The organism is Microbulbifer regidiadema (SeqCode) (assembly GCF_052467605.1).
Genome location: NZ_CP174316.1, coordinates 2338181 through 2359185, shown reverse-complemented (window position 1 = coordinate 2359185; position 21005 = coordinate 2338181). Strand labels below are relative to the sequence as shown.

The 21005-nt window shown below is 51.5% G+C and carries 13 protein-coding genes; 8 read left to right on the top strand and 5 right to left on the bottom strand.

What is annotated here, in order from left to right:
• Positions 1–525: 525 nt before the first annotated feature.
• On the top strand, positions 526–1662 hold the full coding sequence (locus ACJJIF_RS10965) for a tetratricopeptide repeat protein (protein WP_444932250.1): 1137 nt from the start codon (positions 526–528) through the stop codon (positions 1660–1662).
• Between the two features lie 89 nt (positions 1663–1751).
• Here ACJJIF_RS10965 and ACJJIF_RS10960 read toward each other — a convergent pair whose 3' ends face one another.
• Complete coding sequence (locus ACJJIF_RS10960) at positions 1752–4442, bottom strand: TonB-dependent receptor plug domain-containing protein (protein WP_444932249.1); 2691 nt, start codon at positions 4440–4442, stop codon at positions 1752–1754.
• Positions 4443–5416: 974 nt separating this feature from the next.
• Between ACJJIF_RS10960 and ACJJIF_RS10955 the strand changes: the two genes are divergently transcribed.
• Both ACJJIF_RS10955 and ACJJIF_RS10950 read left to right on the top strand, forming a co-directional pair.
• Positions 5417–5713, top strand: a complete 297-nt coding sequence (locus tag ACJJIF_RS10955; RefSeq protein ID WP_444932248.1) for a hypothetical protein — start codon at positions 5417–5419, stop codon at positions 5711–5713.
• 119 nt (positions 5714–5832) lie between these two features.
• On the top strand, positions 5833–7470 hold the full coding sequence (locus tag ACJJIF_RS10950; RefSeq protein WP_444932247.1) for a tetratricopeptide repeat-containing sulfotransferase family protein: 1638 nt from the start codon (positions 5833–5835) through the stop codon (positions 7468–7470).
• A 307-nt stretch (positions 7471–7777) separates the two neighbouring features.
• Here the strand turns inward: ACJJIF_RS10950 and ACJJIF_RS10945 are convergent, their stop codons facing one another.
• The 4 genes from ACJJIF_RS10945 to ACJJIF_RS10930 form a co-directional block, all read right to left on the bottom strand.
• Positions 7778–10753 carry a TonB-dependent receptor plug domain-containing protein gene (locus ACJJIF_RS10945; RefSeq protein WP_444932246.1) on the bottom strand — a complete coding sequence of 992 codons (2976 nt, stop codon included), beginning with the start codon at positions 10751–10753 and terminating at the stop codon, positions 7778–7780.
• A 258-nt stretch (positions 10754–11011) separates the two neighbouring features.
• Complete coding sequence (locus ACJJIF_RS10940; RefSeq protein ID WP_444932245.1) at positions 11012–13756, bottom strand: TonB-dependent receptor; 2745 nt, start codon at positions 13754–13756, stop codon at positions 11012–11014.
• Positions 13757–14036: 280 nt separating this feature from the next.
• On the bottom strand, positions 14037–15059 hold the full coding sequence (locus ACJJIF_RS10935; protein ID WP_444932244.1) for a FecR family protein: 1023 nt from the start codon (positions 15057–15059) through the stop codon (positions 14037–14039).
• A gap of 776 nt (positions 15060–15835) precedes the next feature.
• Entirely contained in the window at positions 15836–16363 is a 528-nt protein-coding gene (locus ACJJIF_RS10930; protein WP_444932243.1) for an RNA polymerase sigma factor, read from the bottom strand.
• A 235-nt stretch (positions 16364–16598) separates the two neighbouring features.
• Between ACJJIF_RS10930 and dnaX the strand changes: the two genes are divergently transcribed.
• From dnaX to ACJJIF_RS10905, 5 genes are read left to right on the top strand one after another with little or no spacing between them, the layout of a single operon-like run.
• The gene (dnaX, locus tag ACJJIF_RS10925; RefSeq protein WP_444932242.1) at positions 16599–18539 is read left to right on the top strand and encodes a DNA polymerase III subunit gamma/tau; all 1941 of its coding nucleotides are present in this window, start codon (positions 16599–16601) and stop codon (positions 18537–18539) included.
• 57 nt (positions 18540–18596) lie between these two features.
• Positions 18597–18941, top strand: coding sequence for a YbaB/EbfC family nucleoid-associated protein (locus tag ACJJIF_RS10920; protein WP_444932241.1), 345 nt, complete (start codon positions 18597–18599; stop codon positions 18939–18941).
• A gap of 30 nt (positions 18942–18971) precedes the next feature.
• Positions 18972–19577, top strand: a complete 606-nt coding sequence (gene recR, locus ACJJIF_RS10915) for a recombination mediator RecR (RefSeq protein ID WP_444932240.1) — start codon at positions 18972–18974, stop codon at positions 19575–19577.
• A 9-nt stretch (positions 19578–19586) separates the two neighbouring features.
• Positions 19587–20717, top strand: coding sequence for a ribonuclease D (gene rnd / locus ACJJIF_RS10910; RefSeq protein WP_444932239.1), 1131 nt, complete (start codon positions 19587–19589; stop codon positions 20715–20717).
• Entirely contained in the window at positions 20714–21001 is a 288-nt protein-coding gene (locus ACJJIF_RS10905) for a YcgL domain-containing protein (RefSeq protein ID WP_444932238.1), read from the top strand. The genes rnd and ACJJIF_RS10905 overlap by 4 nt, the downstream gene beginning before the upstream one ends.
• The last annotated feature ends 4 nt before the right edge of the window (positions 21002–21005 follow it).

Sequence of the window (21005 nt, the reverse complement as noted above, 5' to 3'; positions counted from 1 at the left end):
CCTCTTTAAGCCCGTTGACTGGTGGCTGTCGAGGTTCTGCAGATAAGGCCTACAAGCAATGGCACGTTTACCATGTTCGCCTATCTATTAAGCTATCACTACGGCACACCACTTGTGAAAGCTACTCTTATTTGCCTGTATTACCTGATAGAGCCTCTTAACTGGAAAGTTGCTTTGCTGCTCTTTGATAAAGTTGTACTTTACTTCATTTCTTTCGTAAGAATGTAGTGATCAAGTATTTTTCCCTATATACAACTGTTTGTTTTCACGTCGCAGATAGTTTGTAATGGTCCCTTGCAGTTTCTATGGCCTTAGATATCGAACACCCTAGCTCAGACTAGGGCTGCGCGCCTTTATTGAATTCTGATTTAAAATACTGGCGTATCCCTTTTGTTGTCATACTTCACCTCGCTTGGTAGTTCTATTATCTTAGCGAAGTATCCGGAAGTATTAGGCCGCTACAGTTGAGCTTGATTAGAGGCTCTCTAAATACCATAAGGCTAAAATATTGAGGGGAAAATGACGATGAAGGCCCCACTGGCCCTTGTTCTGGCCCTTTTTGTTGCTAGTTGTGCTCAAATTCCCCTCGAAAAGCCAGAGGTTATCGATGTCAACACCGCCCTCAGTGGACGGGCGATTCTCGATCGGCCGGTTTTACCGGGGGAGCTTCCCGATGAGGATCTGCTGGGGCTTGATGCCGATATTTTGGCCTACCTGGGCAGCACCGCCCCAGGCGAGTCCCCCTCCAAGCGGCTCCAATCTCTGGTGAATGCCTATGGGCGGGGTGATTTCCATATCGAGTACGATCCCAACAGCACCCTGCCGGCAAGTAAGACCTACCAGTTGCAGCGGGGCAACTGCCTGGCATTTACCTTAATGATGGTGGCTATGGCCAGAGAGCTGGGTGTGGAGGCTTATTTCAATGAGGTGGATGTGCCTCCGGTTTGGGGGCAGGATGACCCCGAGACCTTTACGGTCTATCGCCATGTCAATATGGTTGCCGAGTATAAAAACAGGCGGCGAGTGATCGACTTTAATCTGGAGGCCTACGATCCGGCGTATCGGCAGTATGCACTGGATGACACTACTGCTTTTGCGCTCTACTACAGTAATCGCGGTATAGAGTTGATGCGCAGCGGCGAGGAAAAGTTCGCTTTTTTGTATCTGCGCAAAGCGCTACAGCTGCGTCCACAGAGAAGTGATATCTGGTCAAATCTCGGCGCTGTGTACAGTCGTTTTAACCACCTCTATGCCGCCGAGCAAAGTTACCTCAAGGCCTTGCAAATTGAGCGGGACAATCTGGTTGCCATCAGCAATTTAGAGAGGCTTTACCGCGTTTCCGGCAGGGAAGAACTGGCTGATTGGTATGCCGAGCGTGTGCGCTTCCATCGTGCGCGCAACCCCTATTATCTACATCACCAGGCTCTAGAGGCATACAGTGCGGGGGATTACAAAAAAGCAGAGAAGCTCTTGCGTCGCGCACTGAGAGCTAATGACAGCGATCACCGCTTTCACTTTTTACTGGGGCTTACAAGGTACAGGCTTGGCGATCTGATCGCTTCCAAAGCGAGTTTTAAGCAGGCATTTTCACAGGTCAGCAGCTCACAGACCCGTGGGGTTTATAAGCAGAAGCTCGATTTGTTAATTAATGGCCCAGAATAATTGGGGTGTATGGCGTTAAGCAGAAGCTTGTTCCCACAAAAAAGGGGTGCCCATGGGCACCCCTTTTAGGTTGACTGTAAAAGTCAGACTTAGAACTGGTAGCTTACACCAGCCCAAGCGTAGCGGCCTTGGGAGTCATAGCTGCTGTTCACGTCATACCAGCTAGAGGTGTACGACGGTTCGCGATTAGCAATATTGTCGATACCCGCAGTCAGGCGCATATTGTCGTTCACATCCCAACCGGCCTTCAGGTTCAGGTAGGTGTGTGAGGGAACGTGAGCGTAAGGGCTGTCGCCTTCGCTCAAGTATTGTGCGTCTACACCAAAGTCCCAGTTGTCAGCGTACCAGGTAGCGCTGGCCAGGCCGCGCCACTTCACGTACAGGCTGCTATTGGTTCCAACGTAATCCAGGTAGTCTGAGGTGGCGTCGGTTTCGGTATTGTAGATTTCGTACTCAAGCAGGCGGGTAGCCTGTGCAGTCAGGGCCAGTTTACCTGCGTCGAAGTAGAGGTTCTGGGTCAGGTCGATGTCGATACCTTTAGTGCTGATCTCACCGATATTCAGCAGGGAGCCTTCCAGGTAAGAGATCTGACCACTGTCACCACGGTCAACCAGCGAGCAGGCATCATCAATACCTTCACGGTAGCAGTCGTCCAGGATCTGCTGTAGATCGGCGCTATCGATTGCATTGGTGATTTCTACATCGTAGTAATCCACAGTAACGGACAGGTCTTCAACGAAAGACGGGGTCCATACGATGCCAGCAGTAAATGTACGCGCCTCTTCGGCCTCCAGGTCTTCGTTACCACCGATATTGGTAGCGATCTGGGAGCCCGCCTGGGTAAAGGTTGAGCTCACTTCGCTACAGTAAGCACCTTGGCCGTCAGTGTTGGCGCTGCTGGTATCACAGGGGTCCAGCAGGTACTCGTAGCTCTGCGAGGTGCCGCTGTAGAGTTCGTAGATACCCGGTGCGCGGAAAGAGGTTGAGTAGCTGCTACGGAAACGGAAGTTCTCAGTAGGAGCATAAACAATGCCCAGCTTACCTGTGCTTTGGCCACCGAAGGTGTCGAAGTCTGAATAGCGCAGAGCGAGGTCCATAGACAGCTCTTCTGCGTATTTTTCACCGGCAAGAATCGGCAGGTTAAACTCGGTGAACAGCTCAGTTACGGAGTAGTCGCCGGCGGTGGCGTCTTGTTGGTTACCGAAAGTGGCACCGCTCTGGGTTTCTTCACTGGGGTTGAATTCGCCAGATTCTTTGCGATATTCAATGCCAGCAGCAAAGCCTAAGGTGCCGCCTGGAAGTTGAATGGCTTCAATATCGCCAGTTAAGCTTGCGCCAAAGTTAATCAGCTCGTACTCATTGTCTTCGCGATCGGTATAGCTGATGTAGTCGATAACTTCATCGCTCATACCGCCAATGAAGGAAATGTCTTCATCTGCGATGCTGCTGTCACCATCGATAACTTCCTGCAACAAAGTTTTGTTGTAGGAGTTGCCGGTGGAGTTTTCACCTTCGTTACGGCCGTAGCTCAGGAAAGTGTCCCAGCCCCAACCGTTTACTAAGTCACCACGAGCGCCACCCAGTAGGCGGAAGGTTTCTGTCTTCTGCTCGTAGTCACGGGTGCCACCGGAAACCGGGCGCAGGCGGATATCGCTGATACCGTCTAACCACGGAACAATAGGTGCATCGCCTTCACCAGTTGATTCCCACTCCGCGTAAGCGGCTTCATAGGCTTCCAGCTCAGCTTCGTAATCTTCTACAGACTCTTGCCAGGCCTCTTCCAGCTGGTCGGCGATATCATCTGGCACATTATCAGAGGTCAGGTTTAAGCCGTTGCCACTGTACATGGGCTGGGCTGCCAGCTGCTGGTTGGTAGTTTTCAGTGTGTAGGAGCCCTCACCGTAGAGCTCGACTGCATCAGTGACCGAGTAGCTACCGCTAGCCATCAGGCTGGTGCGCTCCATAGCGCCGGAGAGCCACATGTACTGACCAATATCGTATGCAGAGTAGTCAGTTAGGCTTAGGGATTCACCATCGTCAGCAACGCTAAAAGTGCCGTAATCGGTGAGAATAGTGCCGGTGGGGGACATGGAGCTGTACAGCTGTGCCCAGTCGCGGTCGTTATAGGTGATTTCATCACGCTTGCTGTGGCTAATATTGGCAATAAATTTACCGCGATCACTTTCGCCGCCGAAAGTAATGGAGATTTCGCCATTCTCGCCGCCACCCTCTTCGGTAGCGCCAGCGCGCGCATTGATGCGAACCCCTTCAAAGGAGTCTTTCATCACGATGTTGATAACGCCGGCAACCGCATCAGAACCGTATACGGCAGACGCGCCGTCGGTCAGAACTTCAATACGGTCAATCATATCTACAGGGATATTGTTCATATCCACCGCAGAGCTTACGCCGGAGCTTGAGGAAACAAAGCGACGACCATTAACCAAAACCAGGGTACGAGCGGAACCCAGGTTACGCAACTCAACAAAAGACAAGCCGGCGCCGCCGTTGTTGTCGTTGGAGTTGATGCCTGTGGTGCCCATAGATGGCAGCTGGTTAAGCAGTTCGTCAATGGTGCCAACACCGGAGCGTGTAATAGCCTCTGAGTCAACCAGGGTAATTGGGCCGGTAGTGGACAGTGGGTCACGAGCAATACGTGAACCGGTAACAATTACTTCTTCTACCTCTGCGCCTACTTCCGTGGACTCCTGGGCAAAAATGCCGGTGCTGGCGAGGGTGCCAAGAGCAGCGATGGCAATGCTCAGTTTGGTCTTGATCATAGTGGAACCTTCTTATACTTAAGGTGCTTATAGTGCTTTATATGCTATGAGTTAAAAGCTGTCGAAGCTGACTTTAATGCATTAAGTGGAAATATGGAACTATTCTGGTGTTTTTATGACCTATTTACCTATCTACGCCAAGTGAGATTGGGTGAAGTTTTTGGGTCTTATTCGATTTTTTTAGGCTAAATGAACCAAAAAACAATTAAAATAAGCTATATTTTTCAGTTTTCTTGGTTGAATTTAGTGGATAATGTTTTTCGCTGGATTGGGCGTCATAAGTTGGGGTTAAGCTAAATGCAGCTAGATTTAGCGGGTAACCCTCCTGTGAGCTGTAGAAAAGTCTGATTTGGCAGGATTTGACTTGGGGCATTAAAGGGGATCTGCTTTTTATTTCGGCAGTCTTGCGGAGTGGGGGCTGAGTATCTCTATTATCTTCTCCTTATCCGTTGTCATTTAAATTCGTCAATTTCTTGTGGTGAAAATTAACCTCGGACTATTTGGAAGTTTTGCTGTTATTAATTAACTATTTCTAACAGGTTGAGCTGGCAAATAGTTTTTTTTGATGGTTGTGCCTTGACGCTTACCATGATTCCTCCTGTTTCTAGGTTGTCGCGATAGTTTGGGTGTTGTAGTGCTCTGGGGGGCGGTGTGTACCACAGGGTGGTCACATCTAGAGATCTTGGTTGAGTACAATTTATTACAGAGTTTTATTTGTGTAAGTGTTATATGCAGTAGCTTGTAGCCCCCCGGAAAGGGCGTGTTTTAGTTCGTGAAGCTGGTTTAACAACCGCCTTTAGAGGGGACTTATAACGATAGATTTAAAATTGAATAGCGGTGTACTTCTTGAGCTTCTTATTTGACCACTTTGTCATCGATTTATATTGAAGACTGTACATGCACTGAAGGCTATATCGGTATAGAATCGAAGTTCGAGTCGATACCGTAATGGTTTTTAAACAAGGAGAGAAATAATGGGCTTGAAGGCAGCTTTAGTGGGTATTTGTACGGTTATGCTTATTAGCGCCTGCGCTACTAAACCGGCAGTTGATGAAGCGGATGCGAAAAATGATCTAGCCGCCACTTCAAATGGCAGTACGGACTCATCTGAGAGTCGGTTAGTTTGCAAAGTTCGCTCTATTACAGGTTCTCGTTTTAAAGAGAAGACATGTATGACTGTGGAAGAGTGGAAAGGTGTCGCAGAGGCCTCAAAAAATGTCGTGGATTCCGCTCGCCGCAAGGGCGCGCAGGGAAATCCTGGCGAATATTAACGGTGTTTGCGCGGCCCTTCTTTTGATAGAGGGGTCTACTTTCCTTAATTCTTTTCTTTATTTCTTTCTTTCCAATATTCTATATTTCACTTCACCTAAATATAATATTAGTTGTAAAAATGACAAATCGATCAGACCTCCTAAAGGAATTAAGGCGTGCGCATAAAGCATTTGCGTCATCAAATTTATCTGAGGCAGAAAGTATACTGCTGGCAATGCTTGATTTAGGGGTTGAGCGTGAGTTGATCCTTGTGGAAATTTGTCAGTTTTATATTTCCAGTAAACAGGTAGAAAAGACGGCTCGCTACCTGGAGGAGCTTCTGTCAATTAAGCCATCTAATATGGCATGTGTTCTTAATTTGGCTTCTGGGTGCGTGTCTGCGGGGATGAGTGAGAGCGCGGTGGATATGTACCGATATGCCTTGTCTCTCAATGAAAATCAGCCGAATTGCTTGTTTAACCTAGCTTTGCAATTAAGGAAAATTGGTGAATTTGAGGCATCTGCTGAAGCATATAGAAAAGCAATTGAACTTGAAATTGATGGGCAGGAAGAAGTGTACAATAACCTTGCGTTAGTGTACGTGGATATGAATCGTCCGGATTTGGCTGGCAAGTTTTTTGAGAAATCTCTATCTATAGAACCCAATTATATTCCAGCCCTGTTTAATCTTGCGGGGCTTGCTGAGGAGCGAGGAGATAGAGCTTGCTCAAGAAGATTGTATAGAAAGATACTTTCACTGGATTCAAACTATTACCCCGCCCTCAGCAGGTTAGTATACCAAAGTGATATTGAAAGTGAGGATGATCCAATTATAGGTGAGCTAAAAACTGCTTTGTCATCCGGTATAGATTCCCGATTGGAGCGTGAAGAGCTATTATTTTCTCTCGGGAAGGCTCTCGACGACTGCGCTGAGTATGATGCTGCCTTTGAAGCTTATCATAAGGCTAATGAGGTTGGTCGCTTACGGTTTCGTGCATATCGAAAGGATTTGCAGGAAAAGTATACACAGAATCTTATCTCAATTTTTGACCAGGCGTGGGCTGACAATTTGCCGCAAAGAAGCGGGTTTTCTCCTATATTTATTTGTGGAATGCTGCGTTCTGGCTCGACCTTATTGGAGAGGGTGTTGAGTGGTCACTCCCAGGTGACTGCTGGAGGAGAGCTTGATTTTATTCCGCAACAAGTAAAAAAGTTAGGTGGTGCATATTTCTCGCAATTTAAAAGTGGGGAGTCTGGTTTTTTTGAAGCTACAGCTTTAGCTTATGAAAATCATGTTGCTAAGAAATTTGATGTGAAGGGATTTTTTACCGATAAGCGGCCTGATAATTTCTTACATATAGGTTTTATTAAGAGCCTTTTCCCTCAGGCGAAGATTGTGTGGACGAAAAGAAATTTAATGGATAACTGCCTGTCAGTTTACTTTCAGCAGTTGGGGGCGGGGATGAATTATTCTGTTGATCTTGAATGGATAGGGCATTACTACCGGCAGCAAGAATTGTTGATGGAACACTGGAGGCGCCTGCTCCCCGGGTCTGTGTATTGTGTGGATTACGATAAGTTTGTTTGCTCGCCAAAAGATGAGCTTGAGGAGCTATTGAAGTTTATTGGGCTCGACTGGGAAGATTCTTGTCTTAACTTTTCGGCTAAAAAGGGTGTGGTTAAAACTGCGAGTATTTGGCAGGTTAGGAAGCCTCTTTATAAAGCCTCTTCTGGACGTTATAGAAATTATAAGGACCATCTTTTAGGGCTTCAGTAGGTTGGCTTGGCGAAGGTTTTTCTAATTTCCTGCGCCTTCTTTGTCTTTTTGTTGCTCAAGTTTTTAATTGCTTGCCGATATTTTGGGCAAGGTCGTAGTATCAAGTATTTGTGCTTAAGTAGATTGCCTCAATGGGATATTGATTTTCTATACTCACGTGGTCTGCCTAAGCAATAGGGGGAGGATCGTTGCCCCTTAGCGTTCAGGTGTTCACGGTCTTTCACTTGAGGTGATTGGCTAGATATATAAAAAAGGCGCGACATTTTGTCGCGCCTTTTTAGACTTTCAACTTATAAACAAACAGTGTTTAGAAATCGACAGTCAGGCCCAGGAAGGCGTAGCGACCCAGAGCATCATAGATACCAGGGAATGTATTGCCGTTGCCGTAGATACCAGCGCCGGCATCTGAAGTCAGAGGCGGCTCTTTGTCAAAGACATTGTTGATACCACTGCGGATCGTTACGTTATCAGAGGCCACCCAGGCAGCAGACAGATCAAAATAGTTGATTGCATCAAAGTCTGCATTATTTGAGCCCAGGTCAGTGACGCTACCAATGTGGCGCCAGCTACCATTGATATCCACGTTCCAGGGAGTGGACCAGGTTGCGCGCAAGGTGCTGACAAACTCAGGTGTTGGGGTACCACAGGAGCTGTTCCAGTAACCCGCACACTCTTCGGTCGGCTCACCTTCAAATTCCTGCTGGTCCCACTTGGTGAGGTAGGTGGCGATGAAGTTCATATCTACAGCGCCGTAGCTGCCTACATCAAAGCCGTAGTTGGCATTGATATCAAAGCCTTCGGTTTCGAAGTAGCCGATATTTACGTCAGTAGCGGTAATGGATGCATCGCCAATCCACAGGTTGCCGTTGCTGCCACGGCTGATTGCGCCACAGAACAGCTCTTCACCGGTTTCGATACACTTATCGAGGATAGTTTCTGGCTGGATAGAGGCAATTGCGTCTTCAACAGTAATATTGAAGTAGTCAATGCTGAGGGTCAGTCCGTCAACAAACTCTGGAGAATAAACAAAGCCAAATGAGAGAGTGTCAGAATTTTCTGGGGACAATTCAGGGTTGCCGCCACCAATAAAATTGTACTGGCCGGCAGGTGAATCGATCTCATCGCCGTAAGTTAGCGCAGTAATACCGCTATTCATACACTGTTCTAGGGTGTACTCAGGGCCAATTACAGAGCCATCAGCTGCTGTGCGGGAGCCACATGGGTCGAAGTCCATATCGAACAACTGGATGGATTGTGCGCGATATAGTTCACGGATGTTGGCGTGGCGTACAGCAGACTGGAAGCTGGCACGGACTTTGAGGTCGTCAATGGGCTGCCAGTCAGCGGCAACTTTGTAAGTATTGGTCTGCTCATCAGTTGAGTAGTCGGAGTAGCGATAAGCCAACTCCAGGCCCAGGTATTCAGCACCAGGCATACCGCTGAGAATAGGGACATTCATCTCAGCAAAAATGTCTTTAACGTTGAGAGAGCCATCTACAGGTAGGGTTGGGCCGCCCTGGCCGGCACCTTCACCATTCTGGTAGCCCATGTCCGGTGAATAGTTTAGCTTTTCACGGCGGCTCTCAAGACCCATTACAACGGCAATGCCATTTTCGGCAGTTGGAAGCTTCCAGCCGTAGTCAGTCAGGTCACCAGTTACATAACCAGAAAGAATTTCCTGATCGGTAGTACCACGGGCATACAGAGGAAGAACCAGGTAGTCAATAGCTTCTTGGGTTACGCCATCTGCGGAGAAAATATCCCAAGGCACGCAGTTGGGATCGGATCCATCGATCACAGACTGACAAACAGCGTTGCCATCTTCATCTTCTCGAACATCCAGGGCGCGGCGGATATTGGTTACAGACATATCGTTGTAATAGGTCTGTTCGAGGCTTACCTCGGAGTACTGGTAGTAAACGTCGTAGTTCCAGTTGTCGTTGATATCTCCGCGCAAACCAAATACACCACGGAATGTGGTGTGGCGCATATCATCTTGACGAGGGCCGCCTTCAACATTGCGTCGGCCAATGTAAAGGGCACCTTCGTTTTCGGTGATTGCTCCAGTATCGGTATCGGTATTTACGACGTTTAGGTCACTGATATAGTTATCTTCGGTCAGGCCGTAAACGCCACAGAAAGCTTCAAACTGTTCGTCAGAGAGCAGGGGGTTACCACAGTAAAGATCGCTGGTAACAAAGAAGGCACCGGAGGGGGCAATCTGGGCAACGGTACGGTCATCAGCGTACATCAGCTGGGCATAAGCTTCTGCGTGCTCATTGATTTCATAGTGACCAAAAGCACCCATGGTCCAGCGCTCATCCGGGCGCTGGAAGTAATTCAGCGGGCCGTAGTTATAGGGGCGTGAGTAGTCGACCAGCTCGCCGTTATCCCCGAGGCTGTAATCAAAGCCTTCAGTTGTGTCCCCAGAGTTTGCACCAAAGTCAGTAAAGCGACCCCAGGGCACAGTGGAGGAGCCACCGCAGGAGAAATTGTCAGAGCTGCCGGACAGGCTACAGCCACTGTAATCGCGATCGGACTGAAGAACGGCATCGATTTTACGGTAGTTGGCATAGGCTGTAACGTTACCACGGCCATTGTCCAGGTTTGCACCCATGATCAATGAGAAGTCATTGGTGTCACCGTCGGTTACGCTGCCGTCAGCAACATCGTAGCCGCTGTCTTCTACCAGACGCTGCATGCTGCTATTGTCGTTGTTGTGCTGGTAGACGCTCGTCTGAGTTTCAAAGCGTACACCTTCAAAATCATCCTTCATGATGAAGTTGACAACGCCTGCGATTGCGTCGGAACCGTAGGTCGCAGAAGAGCCGCCAGTCAGTACTTCAACTCGCTCAACGAGTGCACCGGGAATTTGGTTCAGGTCAGCACCGGAGCCGCCAGCAAGGGGAGAGCCAGCAGGCATCCTGCGGCCGTCAATAAGTACCAGGGTGCGCTGAGATCCGAGACCGCGAAGGGAAACAGTTGCGGTACCAGTGGAGCCATTGGCTTGCCCGGCGGTTTGGGTCGCGGCAACTTGTGGCAGGTCGTTGATCAGGTCTTCAACACGAACAACACCGGTTGCTTTAAGGTCTTCAGCGCTAACGGAAGTAACAGGGCTTACACTTATGTCATTAGCGCGCTCGATTCTGGAACCGGTTACTACAACTTCTTCAACCATTTCCGCATCTTGTTGTGCAAAAACAGGAGCAGCAGGAACCATAATTGCGGCAGCGGTGAAGCCTAAGGCCCCTTTTACGGCTGCGGACAGGAGGTTCTTTTTCATTGTCAATCCTCTCTTGATCGTTGGATTTATAGTCTTTTGTCACGTGTGACGATTGCTGAAAGTAGCTACCCCCAAGTGGCTACTTTCCTCCCAACACACTTATTAACGATTGGCGGACAGAACCCCTCAAAAGAATCGTGTTTTTTCTGATACTGCGTAATGACAGGTTTGGTCGATTTGTGCGAATTTACTTTTTGCCCCGATAGCTTTTGTGGTGGATACCCGTGAGGGGGCTGTAGGGTGCAGATTGGAGAGGGGTCAGAGCTTTAGAGAAAAGCTTCCGTAAAAGAATCGGCCGGTGAGGTCGTAGGTCTGATAGTCGTAGTTGTTGCTATCCGCCGTTGAAGCGAAGGGCGGCGAGTGGTTTAGCAGGTTGTTTATGCCAAGTGCGAGGCGAAGTCGACTGCTTGGGGTGAAGGCGAGCCGGACATCATGGGATGACCAGCTGCTGATTTTGCGGTATTGATCGGTACCGTTTTGGTTGATAAAAGTCTCTTTGAGGTCGTCAACGTAATGCACGGTATATGCGGCATTCCATAGCCCCCCTTTTAGGTAGGCCCCGGCATTGGCCTTCCACTTAGGGAGCGAGCCCAGTCCACCGCTGGAAGTGTCGGTAAAGGTTCCAATAAGATCTTCTTCGCTTGATTTGGGTGAGCTCTGGTTGAAATAGCGCAGCATTCTGCTGATATTCAGGGCGAATTGGATCTGCTTATTTTCGTTTATCTGGTAGTTGTAGCGGAAAGCGGTATCGTATCCGCGAATTTTTCTACTGCCCTGATTGGTGCGGGAAGCATAAATTTTAATGATATCCCCGTTTTCATCGCGCACGACCAAGTCAGTATACAGATTGTAGTATGCATTTTGGTCCAGTAAGAATTGGGGGTTGGTGCCGATCACCTGGTCTTCATCGATATCGTAAAGATCAAATTTAGCGGTAAAGTTAGGGGCCTCAATGGGCTCCCATGTTGCTCCGAGCGAGACTGTGCGGGATGTTTCCGGCACTAGGTCCGGATTGCCGCTAAACTCGGTTAAATATTGTATCCGTGAACTATCGGATTGACGCTGGCAGCCGGGAAGGCCGCTGGCATTTGAGCTGGTGCAGGGATCGAATAGGAATTCCTGGGTTTGGTAGCCCTGTTGATTCATATCTGTCAGGGTTGGGGCTCTGAATCCCGTGGTATAGCTGCTTCGCACGAGTAGTGAGGGGGTTGGCTTCCACCTCAGGGCTAGCTTTGGATTGTTAGTATCTCCGAAGTCATCGTAGTGGGAGCTTCTAATCGCGCCATCCAGCCACAGTTTATCTGCAATCAGTGGGATGGATACCTCTGCGAAGGCTTCTTTAATCAGTCGAGCCCCCTCTGTAGAGCCAGGTGCGTGCCCGCCAATAAAGGACAGCCCAGCACAGTCGTTGGAGTGAAGGCTCACTTTCTCCCGTCTGAACTCCATGCCCGCTGCCGCCAGAATATCTCCCGCCGCTATTCTTTTGATGATGCCGTCGGTGATAAATGTGAAAGAGTTCATGCGCGAGTCGCTGGTGGTGATACTTTGACCGCGAATAAACTCCAATTGTTCGGCACTGATAGTGCCACTGGGGCCGAGAAGGTTAATTGCTACGCAGGACGTTTCCTTATTGCAGATATCTGGCCCTTTTAGACCTATAGATAGCGCAAGGGGGTCTATAACATTGTTGAGAGTTTCCTTCTTGTGGGTTTTGTGGAGTGAAGCTCCCAACTCCCATTGCCATTCATCCCAAAAGCCTTTTATACCGGTATTGAATCGCCAGGTATTTGTGCGGTTGTCTTGTGTCCTTGGGCCAAGCTCAATGATACGCCTGCGCACATCGTAAATTTCCTGGTCAAAGGGATTGTAAATATTGTCGGCTGAGATTGTCAGGTTCCCGTTGTCAAAGCGAGTGAACACGGGGGTGGGGGCGGAAGTTGATTTCCCGCTGGATCGCACTCCCATAAGCTCAGAGTAAGCTTGAGTGCTTTCGCCGATATCCAGATTGCCGGCTATATATATCGAGTCGCTTTGAGTGGGGGTTACTGCCGAGGTGTAGTGGCTGTAATCAAATTTTTCTTCTGGTGACCAGCTTTGGTACATCCCAGGTGAGAGATTAGTTAATACCTTGCTCCCTTCAAGGGCGATAAACCCATCGGGGATGGCTGATGATCGCTGGTCTGTGCCGCCCAGCGCACGACTATCTGCCGACTGCGAGAGATCGCGGTCTCGACTCATCACTTCCCCTTGGCGGTTTTGAGCCAAGTTGAGCATTATATGGGCTCGATCTCCTCTCCAGCCCCAGGTCAAATGGTGGGACTCACTCTGCCGGTCACCTTGCGAGGCCTGTCCGTAGAAACTTTTTAGCGAGAGCCCCTCAAAGTCGGTTTGTAGGATTATGTTTACAACCCCGGCGATAGCATCGGAGCCGTAAACGGCCGAAGCGCCATCCTTTAGTATCTCCACTCTTTCAACCAGGGCTAAGGGAATGGTGTTTAGGTCTGTTGCCTCCCCATTAAACCCATCGCTAATAATTCGTCTCCCGTTGAGGAGAACAAGGGTGCTGTTGGCCGGGAGGCCGCGCAGTGAGACGGTCGCGGTACCATCGCTCTCCTGGCTAACGGAAGTACTGGTGGAGTTGCCTGAGATGGCGGGTAGGAACTTGAGTAAATCGGCGATGGTTTGTGCGCCGGTCATCTCCAGCTGTTCTCGGGAAAGGCGATCAACTGGCAGATACCCACCGGATTGAAAGTGGCGCAAGTGGCTTCCCGTTAGGCTTTGCCCTGTAACGGTTACCTCTTCAGTCTGTGTGATGCCCGCTGTTTCTTGGGGTGGGGTGTCAGATTGAGCTGTTTCAATAACGGCTACAGAGGATGGCCCCACTTTTTTGAAGGATAGCGGTGTGCCTTTGAGTAGCTGCTCCAGCGCGGGCTCAAATTGCCCCTGAGAGGTGCGCAGTCGTTGTTTATCGACTCGAAATCTCGCAGCTGATGAGGCTCTCACTAGCAGTGAGATTTTGCATTGCTGCCCCAAGGATATCAGTGCTTGAGAGAGATTTCCCTTGGGTATTTCGACTCCTGATTCTGGGCACAGGGCAAAGGTAGCGCCAGGGTAGCTGAGCGCTAGCGCAAGGGATAGGGTTATCCAGTGCCTAAGTATCAATGAGGTGCCCATTGTTAGATATGCCGCATATTAAAATGCGGCAACTTAATAGCTTTTCTTAGTTTTGGGGCGGGCTGATTTTGCTTGGCTAGTATGCAACCGCCGTATCGACGGTTATAACCTAGTTGTGTGCGGGAGACAAGATAGTCAGGTTGGAGTCGCTGTGATCCTCGTGTAAATCGAGAGCGGTAGCGATCGCTTTCAGGGTGTTATCTGGGTCGGAGACCTCAAAGGTTCCAGAGACTAATCTGTTCTCGACTTTAGGTGAGGCGGCAGCGGGAACGCTCAAGTAGCGATTTAGCTCGTTTAAAGCATCCTTAAGCGGGGTCTTCTCAAAGACTAGAAGCCCTCGGGTCCAATCGGTAGCTTCCTCTACTGAGGTTTGGCCGATTGGGCTCAGACCCCGGTCGGATACGCTGACTTTTTCATTCTTAACCAGTTGCACTGACTCTGGCTGTAGACCGGGGGCGCTATCGGCCTCACTAACCGAAACTGTACCTTCGGTCACGGACACCTTTGTGCTCTTGGGGTTGAGTTCAACGTTAAACTCGGTACCCAGAACGCGGATGTTGGCGCTGCCTGCCGCAACAGTAAAGGGGCGAGAGGTCTGTCTTGCCACTTCGAAGAAAGCTTCTCCTCGCACTAACTCTGTGCGGCGCTCATTGCGGTTGTAGATTATCCGCAGCTCGCTATTTGAGTTCAGTTTTACTTCTGAGCCGTCGGGTAGGTTTATAGTTTGTACCTGCCCGCGCTCGGTGGCGTACAGCTGAGGATTAAACTTATCGCCAGTGCCCTGATAACCAACCCAGAGGGCAACTATTGCTCCGCAGGCTGCCAGCCCTCCACCCATAAGCCACTGTGGCAGGGCCCATTGCTTTGGGCTCTTCTCCTCTGTGGGGCGGTTTTGTTGGGCCGGGATGCTCTCTGGGAATAAGGTGTCAACCGGTAGGTGGGATAGAGCGCCCAGGTCACCCCAGAGTTCAGTTATCTCAGCAAAGGCTTGCTGGTTTTCCTCTTGGGCAACCCACTGGCTGAACTGGCGGCGGTCACTAGAGCTGATTGAGTCGGAGCGTAAACGAGCAACCCAGGCGCAAGCCTGATCCAGGCTATCTTCGCTTATTGCTTGCTTGGGGTTGGTCTTCATGGTTGCTCTAGCACCTAGGGTTATAAAAATCTTACTTAGTACTGTGACACTAAAAGTGGCATATTACTCAAAACTTCTCGATTTGTGCGACCTTTACTGCATACGTGGCTAAGTAAAAAAATAATTCCAACGCGTTTTTGCTGTATTGCAGTAAAAAGTTCTGTCACTTGTAGAGTATTTAGGTTTACTCAACGCGACTCTTGAAAGCTGAGACGGCTGAATAGCTGGCCCCCTCAATTAATTTTCCTGAGAGGTGGGTATGAAAACTGGACTTCCTCTTTATTCTTATTGTTCATTCCCTATCCTGTTTCAGGTTATACCAGCCTGCTGTGGGCTACAGTGGTCTAGTTAGCAGAAATTTATACCTGCTTTTTCTTTTTGGTGGGAATATTGTTGCGAAAAGCCGAGTCTGCAGGTATCCGTTTATGGATCGGTACGATTTATTGGTGGGGGCAGTATTACCCTTGGCTTAGGCTCCACCACCCTAAATTCCCCTTAACTGCGCACTGCTCCGTTCTGCCTGGGAGCTTTTGGGTTATTGCGGTGCGGCCTCGCAACCGGCGTCCGAGGATTCCCGATGGACCTCTGGTTCGACTCTGCGGGTGATATCTGCGATCTCGGCTGTCGAGACTTCACTAAAGTCTCTGAGTTTAAACTTGCCCTTTTTTATGGCGTTCCCAGCCGTAGCGGGCCCAGCGGATAGCATCTGCAACCCGAGTTGTTACTACTCCAGAGATTGTGGCTTCAATGAGCGGCTCGTTTTTTAAGTTTGTGGATCAGGGGTCTGGATTGACCTTCTTACGGCAGGCTTTCAAAGCCTGCAAAATATATTTTTCCACACTGCTCACCGAAATATTCATCTCCCGGGCAATCTCGCTATAGGAGAGACCCCGGGTCCTGTGCAGTAGAAAGGCTTGGCGGCACTTGATCGGCAGTTTGTCCATGGTGTCATAGATGGACTGTAGCTGCTGGCGGGCCGCTAGCAGCCTTTCTGGTGACTGGTGGTCTGCGTGATCATCGGTGTAGGGTTCGCCCTCCATGGGAACCTGCTGGCTTACGTACTCTACATGGAGCTTGCCCCGGCGCAGTTGGTCCACGGCCAGGTTATTGGCAATTTGGTAGAGGTAGGCCCGGGGGTTCTCTAGTTCCTTTTCATCGCTGAGCTTTTGCAGGCGCAAATAGGCGTGTTGGGCAATATCCTCGGCATCGTCAGGGCTTTTGACAATGCGGGAGACAAAGCGTACCAAGGCCTGTCCGTGCTCGGTAAACAGCCGTTCGAGAAGCGTCTTCCTGGCCTTATTCATTACTGATCGTGATCCCCATACCCTGCTCGCCGTAGTTATGGACTGATTGTTCTTAGTGCGAGCTGGCGCACAGTTATATCACAAGCACCGGTTTGGCTACGAGAGGGACGATAGAACTTGACTGGTCACGAGCTTCTATTCCCTATGCCTCGCGGTCGATGCCGGTATAATGGCGACCGCGCCACAGGCGCAGCCGATAAGACTTTGTAGAGGTGTGTCGAGCACCGGAGATTGAATGAGTTATCAAGTACTGGCACGGAAGTGGCGACCGAAGCTGTTTCGCGAGATGGTGGGACAGGAGCATGTTCTCCAGGCGTTGATCAACGCGCTGGATAATGGCCGCCTGCATCACGCCTACCTCTTTGCCGGTACCCGTGGCGTGGGCAAGACCACGATCGCGCGAATCCTGGCCAAGTGCTTAAACTGTGAGGAGGGGGTCAGTTCTGAGCCCTGCGGCCAGTGCCATACCTGCAATGAGATTGCCGATGGCCGTTTTGTCGACTTGATCGAAGTGGATGCCGCCTCGCGCACCAAGGTCGAAGACACGCGAGAGCTACTTGAAAATGTGCAGTACGCGCCGACCCGGGGCCGCTTTAAGGTCTACCTGATCGACGAAGTTCATATGCTGTCGAACAGCTCGTTTAACGCGCTGCTAAAAACCCTCGAAGAGCCGCCCCCCCATGTGAAGTTCCTCCTGGCAACCACTGATCCGCAGAAACTGCCGGTAACGGTGTTGTCCCGCTGTCTTCAGTTCAAACTGAAGAATATGAGCCCCGAGCGGGTTGTGGGGCACTTGAAATTTGTATTGGAGCAGGAGCAGGTCCCATTCGAAGAGGGGGCCCTGTGGCATCTCGGCCGCGCCGCAGACGGCAGTATGCGCGATGGGATGAGCCTTACCGACCAGGCTATCGCCTTTGGCGGGGGGCAAATTACTGAAGCGGAAGTGCGCGGCATGCTGGGCAGTATCGACACCGGGCTGGTGTGGAAGTTGCTGCAAGCTCTATCTGAAGAGGATGCCCAGGCTCTATTTGCCACAGTGGCCGAATTGTCCCAGCAGGCTCCAGATTACAGTGCAGCGCTGGCGGAGCTCGCCGATAGCCTGCACCGTATCGCAGTGGCCCAGGTATTGCCGCAGTCTATCGATAACTCCCTCGGTGACGGCGAGCGTTTGAGAGGTTTAGCCGGGCGTATCGCTCCGGAAAACGTGCAGCTGTATTACCAGATGGCTCTGTTGGCCCGCCGCGATTTACCCCTGGCCCCGGACCAGCGCAGTGGCTTTGAAATGGCTCTGCTGCGCATGTTGGCTTTCCGTCCCCAGGGGGTTGCCGATATTCCCCGCTCGCCACTGCCAGCGACGCCCGAATCTGCTCCAGCAGAAGCGGTTCGCGCAGCAGTGCCGCCGCAGGCTCCGGTAGCACCCGCAGTGCCGGAGGCCCGCCCGGTAAAAAAGCCTGAAGCGGCGCAGCCGCCGGTTGTTACAGCGGTTGATGTGGTGCCCCCACAAGTAGAGCGGGGCCTGGGATCACCACAGGATCGGGCTGAGCCGCGCGAGCCGGCGCTGGAGGCCCAGCCAGAGCAAGTGATAAGTTCGCCCCCCGCACAAAAAGTGGTAGAAGCGCCCTCCGAGCGCAAGGACGTTCTGGCCGAGCTGCGCCAGCGAGTTGCACAAGTGGAGTCGGCACCGCCACCACAGCACCCAGTGCAACAAAATGGGGCGACGGCCTCGCGAGAGGCGCCGGTAGAAAACCACCGTCGAGAAGTACCGAAAGCGCGCCTGGAAGCTTTAACCCCCGGCAGCTGGCCGGTGATGTATGGGCAGCTGGGTATCACCGGTATTTTGCACTCCATTGCCCAGCACTTGGAGATGGTGGGAAGGCAGGACAATATCCTCTCGTTCACTCTGGACGAATCCTACAGCAGCCTCTATGACGAAGTTCACCAGCGGCGCCTGGGCGACTCCCTGGCTGATCTTTTCCAGCAGCCGGTGGTAGCGCAGATACAAATAGGGCAGGTGCACGGCAGTACTCCCGCCCGCTTGGTCGCCGCTACCCGCCAGGCGCGACTGCAAGCGGCTGAGGATGCGTTGACCAGCGACCCATTGGTTCAAGAATTACAGGCAGAATTGAGTGCGGAATTGGTGCCGGGCTCCGTAGAATCACTAGTAGTTGAAGATTAATGACAAATAGGGCCCGGGCCACTCCCGGGACCACAGGCACAAGATAAGAGGTTACCTATGAAAGGTTTGGGCGATTTAATGCAGCAGGCCCAGAAGATGCAGGCTGATATGCAGGAAAAAATGCAGAAGATGCAGCAGGATCTGACGGAGCTGCGCATCTGCGGTGAGTCCGGTGCGGGCATGGTCAAGGTGACCATGAACGGTCGCCACGATGTCACCTCTGTGGAAATTGACCCCTCCCTGATGAGCGAAGAGAAGGAAATGCTGGAAGATCTGCTGGCCGCCGCAGTCAATGACGCCGTGCGCCGGGTCGAGGAGAAAACACAGGAACTGCAAAAGCAGGGGATGGGAGACCTGACCTCAGGTATCAATTTACCTGAAGGCTTTAAGTTCCCCTTTTAAGAAGTGGCCATCCACTGGTTTTGAGTTTGTATGTTTAGTCCCCTGATTGAAGAGCTGATCCGCGCGCTTCGCTGCCTGCCCAGTGTGGGCCCCAAGTCCGCGCAGCGCATGGCAATGTACCTGTTGGAGAAAGACCGCGAGGCGGCCGCCCTGCTGGCCCAGAGCCTGGCGCAGGCGGTGGAGCAGGTGGGCCGCTGTGGCCAGTGCCGCACCCTGACCGAAGAGGCCGTGTGTGCGCTGTGCAGCAATAGCCGGCGCGAGCAGGACTCGCTCTGCGTGGTGGAGACACCGGCGGATGTACTGGCTATCGAGCAGGCCGGCAATTACCACGGTCGCTACTTTGTCCTGCATGGACACCTCTCGCCCATCGATGGCATTGGCCCGGGGGACCTGGGAATCGATCTGCTGGAGCGGAGGCTTGCCAGCGAGCCGCTGCGAGAGCTTATTGTCGCCACCAATCCGACGGTAGAGGGCGAGGCCACGGCGCAGTACATTGCCGAGCGAGCCCGCGCCCAGGGCGTGGCAGTGAGCCGGATCGCCCACGGTGTGCCTATCGGCGGAGAGCTGGAATATATCGATGGCGGTACTCTCGCCCACGCCTTTAATAGTCGAACCGCATTTTTCTCCGGCAGTTGAGTGATATCGATGACAGAAATAGATACCACTCCACGCTGGGTCGACAGCTGTGAGCAGCTGGCAGAATTGTGTGCACAGTGGCGCAAGCAAAGTGCGGTGGCCCTGGACACCGAGTTTATGCGTAGCCGTACTTTTTATCCGCAACCGGCCCTGGTTCAAATCGGTGATGGAAGGCACTGCTACCTGATCGACAATTTGGCGATCGAGGATTTACAGCCGCTGCGCGACCTTTTGCTCGATACCGCTGTTACCAAAATTATGCACAGCTGTAGCGAGGACCTGGAAACCCTGGAGCGCTTACTGGGGGTGATTCCCGAGCCCATTTTCGATACTCAAATTGCCGCAGCGCTCTGTGGTATGGGCGCGGGTTTGGGCTATGCGGCGACCGTAAACCAGCTGCTGCATATTGAATTGCCCAAGGGTGAAACCCGCTCGGACTGGCTACAGAGGCCCCTCAGTGATGCGCAGAAAACCTATGCCGCTCTAGATGTGGCCTGGTTGCCGGTGCTCTACGACGTATTGGTGCAAGACCTCAACGGGAAGGGGCGCCTGGCGTGGTTGCAGGAAGACTGCGAATCACTGGTTGTCTCGGCGCGCAACCCGAATCCGCCCGAGGTTTACTATCAAAAAGTGAAAGGCGCCTGGCGCCTGCGCAGTAAACAGCTGGCGGTGTTGCAGGATGTGTGCGCCTGGCGCGAGAAGCAGGCCAGGGTACTGAATATGCCGCGCAACCACTTGTTGAAAGAAAATATCTGTATGGGCATGGCTCAACAGTTGCCCCGGCATAAGGGTGCACTGAGCCAGCTGGGTATGGAGGGCCGGGCCCTGCGCGAGCACGGTGAGGCACTGCTGAAAATTGTTGCCCAGGCCTGCGACAGAGAGGACCCGCCCGCGCGAATGCAGCAGCCGCTCAACCGGCAGCAGGGGGAGATCCTTAAGCAACTGCGGCTTGAAATGGTGTCTATCGCCGAGCGGGCCGGCTTGCCCGCCGAAATTTTAATCCGCAAGAAAGAGCTGGAAGCCTTGGTCCAGGCCCGCCAACCAGAATTGCAGGGCCGGCTCAGAGGGTGGCGGTCCGATGTGGTTGGTCGCCCCTTGCTCGAGGCCTTGAAACAATTGCGTAAAGAGGAAATGAAGTGAAAGTTTTATGCGATATTTATCGCAGTCCGAATAAAGACGAAATGTATCTGTATGTGGATAAGCGCGAGGGTACAGCGCGGGTCCCGGATAATCTACTGGCGCTGTTCGGCAAGCCACAGCATGTCACTACGATGTTGATGACCCCGGATAAAAAGTTGGCCCGGGCAGAGGCGGACAAATTGCTCAAAGAGGTGCGCACCCGTGGCTATTATTTGCAGATGCCGCCGGTAGCCGACTCAGAAATGAGTGAAATCGCACTAAAAAATAGCAAATTACAGCGCTGAGTTG

Excerpts from the sequence above, each read along its gene's own strand:
- ACJJIF_RS10965 (WP_444932250.1), top strand. The coding sequence starts at position 526 with ATGAAGGCCCCACTGGCCCTTGTTCTGGCCCTTTTTGTTGCTAGTTGT.
- ACJJIF_RS10960 (WP_444932249.1), bottom strand. The coding sequence starts at position 4,442 with ATGATCAAGACCAAACTGAGCATTGCCATCGCTGCTCTTGGCACCCTC.
- ACJJIF_RS10955 (WP_444932248.1), top strand. The coding sequence starts at position 5,417 with ATGGGCTTGAAGGCAGCTTTAGTGGGTATTTGTACGGTTATGCTTATT.
- ACJJIF_RS10950 (WP_444932247.1), top strand. The coding sequence starts at position 5,833 with ATGACAAATCGATCAGACCTCCTAAAGGAATTAAGGCGTGCGCATAAA.
- ACJJIF_RS10945 (WP_444932246.1), bottom strand. The coding sequence starts at position 10,753 with ATGAAAAAGAACCTCCTGTCCGCAGCCGTAAAAGGGGCCTTAGGCTTC.
- ACJJIF_RS10935 (WP_444932244.1), bottom strand. The coding sequence starts at position 15,059 with ATGAAGACCAACCCCAAGCAAGCAATAAGCGAAGATAGCCTGGATCAG.
- ACJJIF_RS10930 (WP_444932243.1), bottom strand. The coding sequence starts at position 16,363 with ATGAATAAGGCCAGGAAGACGCTTCTCGAACGGCTGTTTACCGAGCAC.
- dnaX (WP_444932242.1), top strand. The coding sequence starts at position 16,599 with ATGAGTTATCAAGTACTGGCACGGAAGTGGCGACCGAAGCTGTTTCGC.
- ACJJIF_RS10920 (WP_444932241.1), top strand. The coding sequence starts at position 18,597 with ATGAAAGGTTTGGGCGATTTAATGCAGCAGGCCCAGAAGATGCAGGCT.
- recR (WP_444932240.1), top strand. The coding sequence starts at position 18,972 with ATGTTTAGTCCCCTGATTGAAGAGCTGATCCGCGCGCTTCGCTGCCTG.
- rnd (WP_444932239.1), top strand. The coding sequence starts at position 19,587 with ATGACAGAAATAGATACCACTCCACGCTGGGTCGACAGCTGTGAGCAG.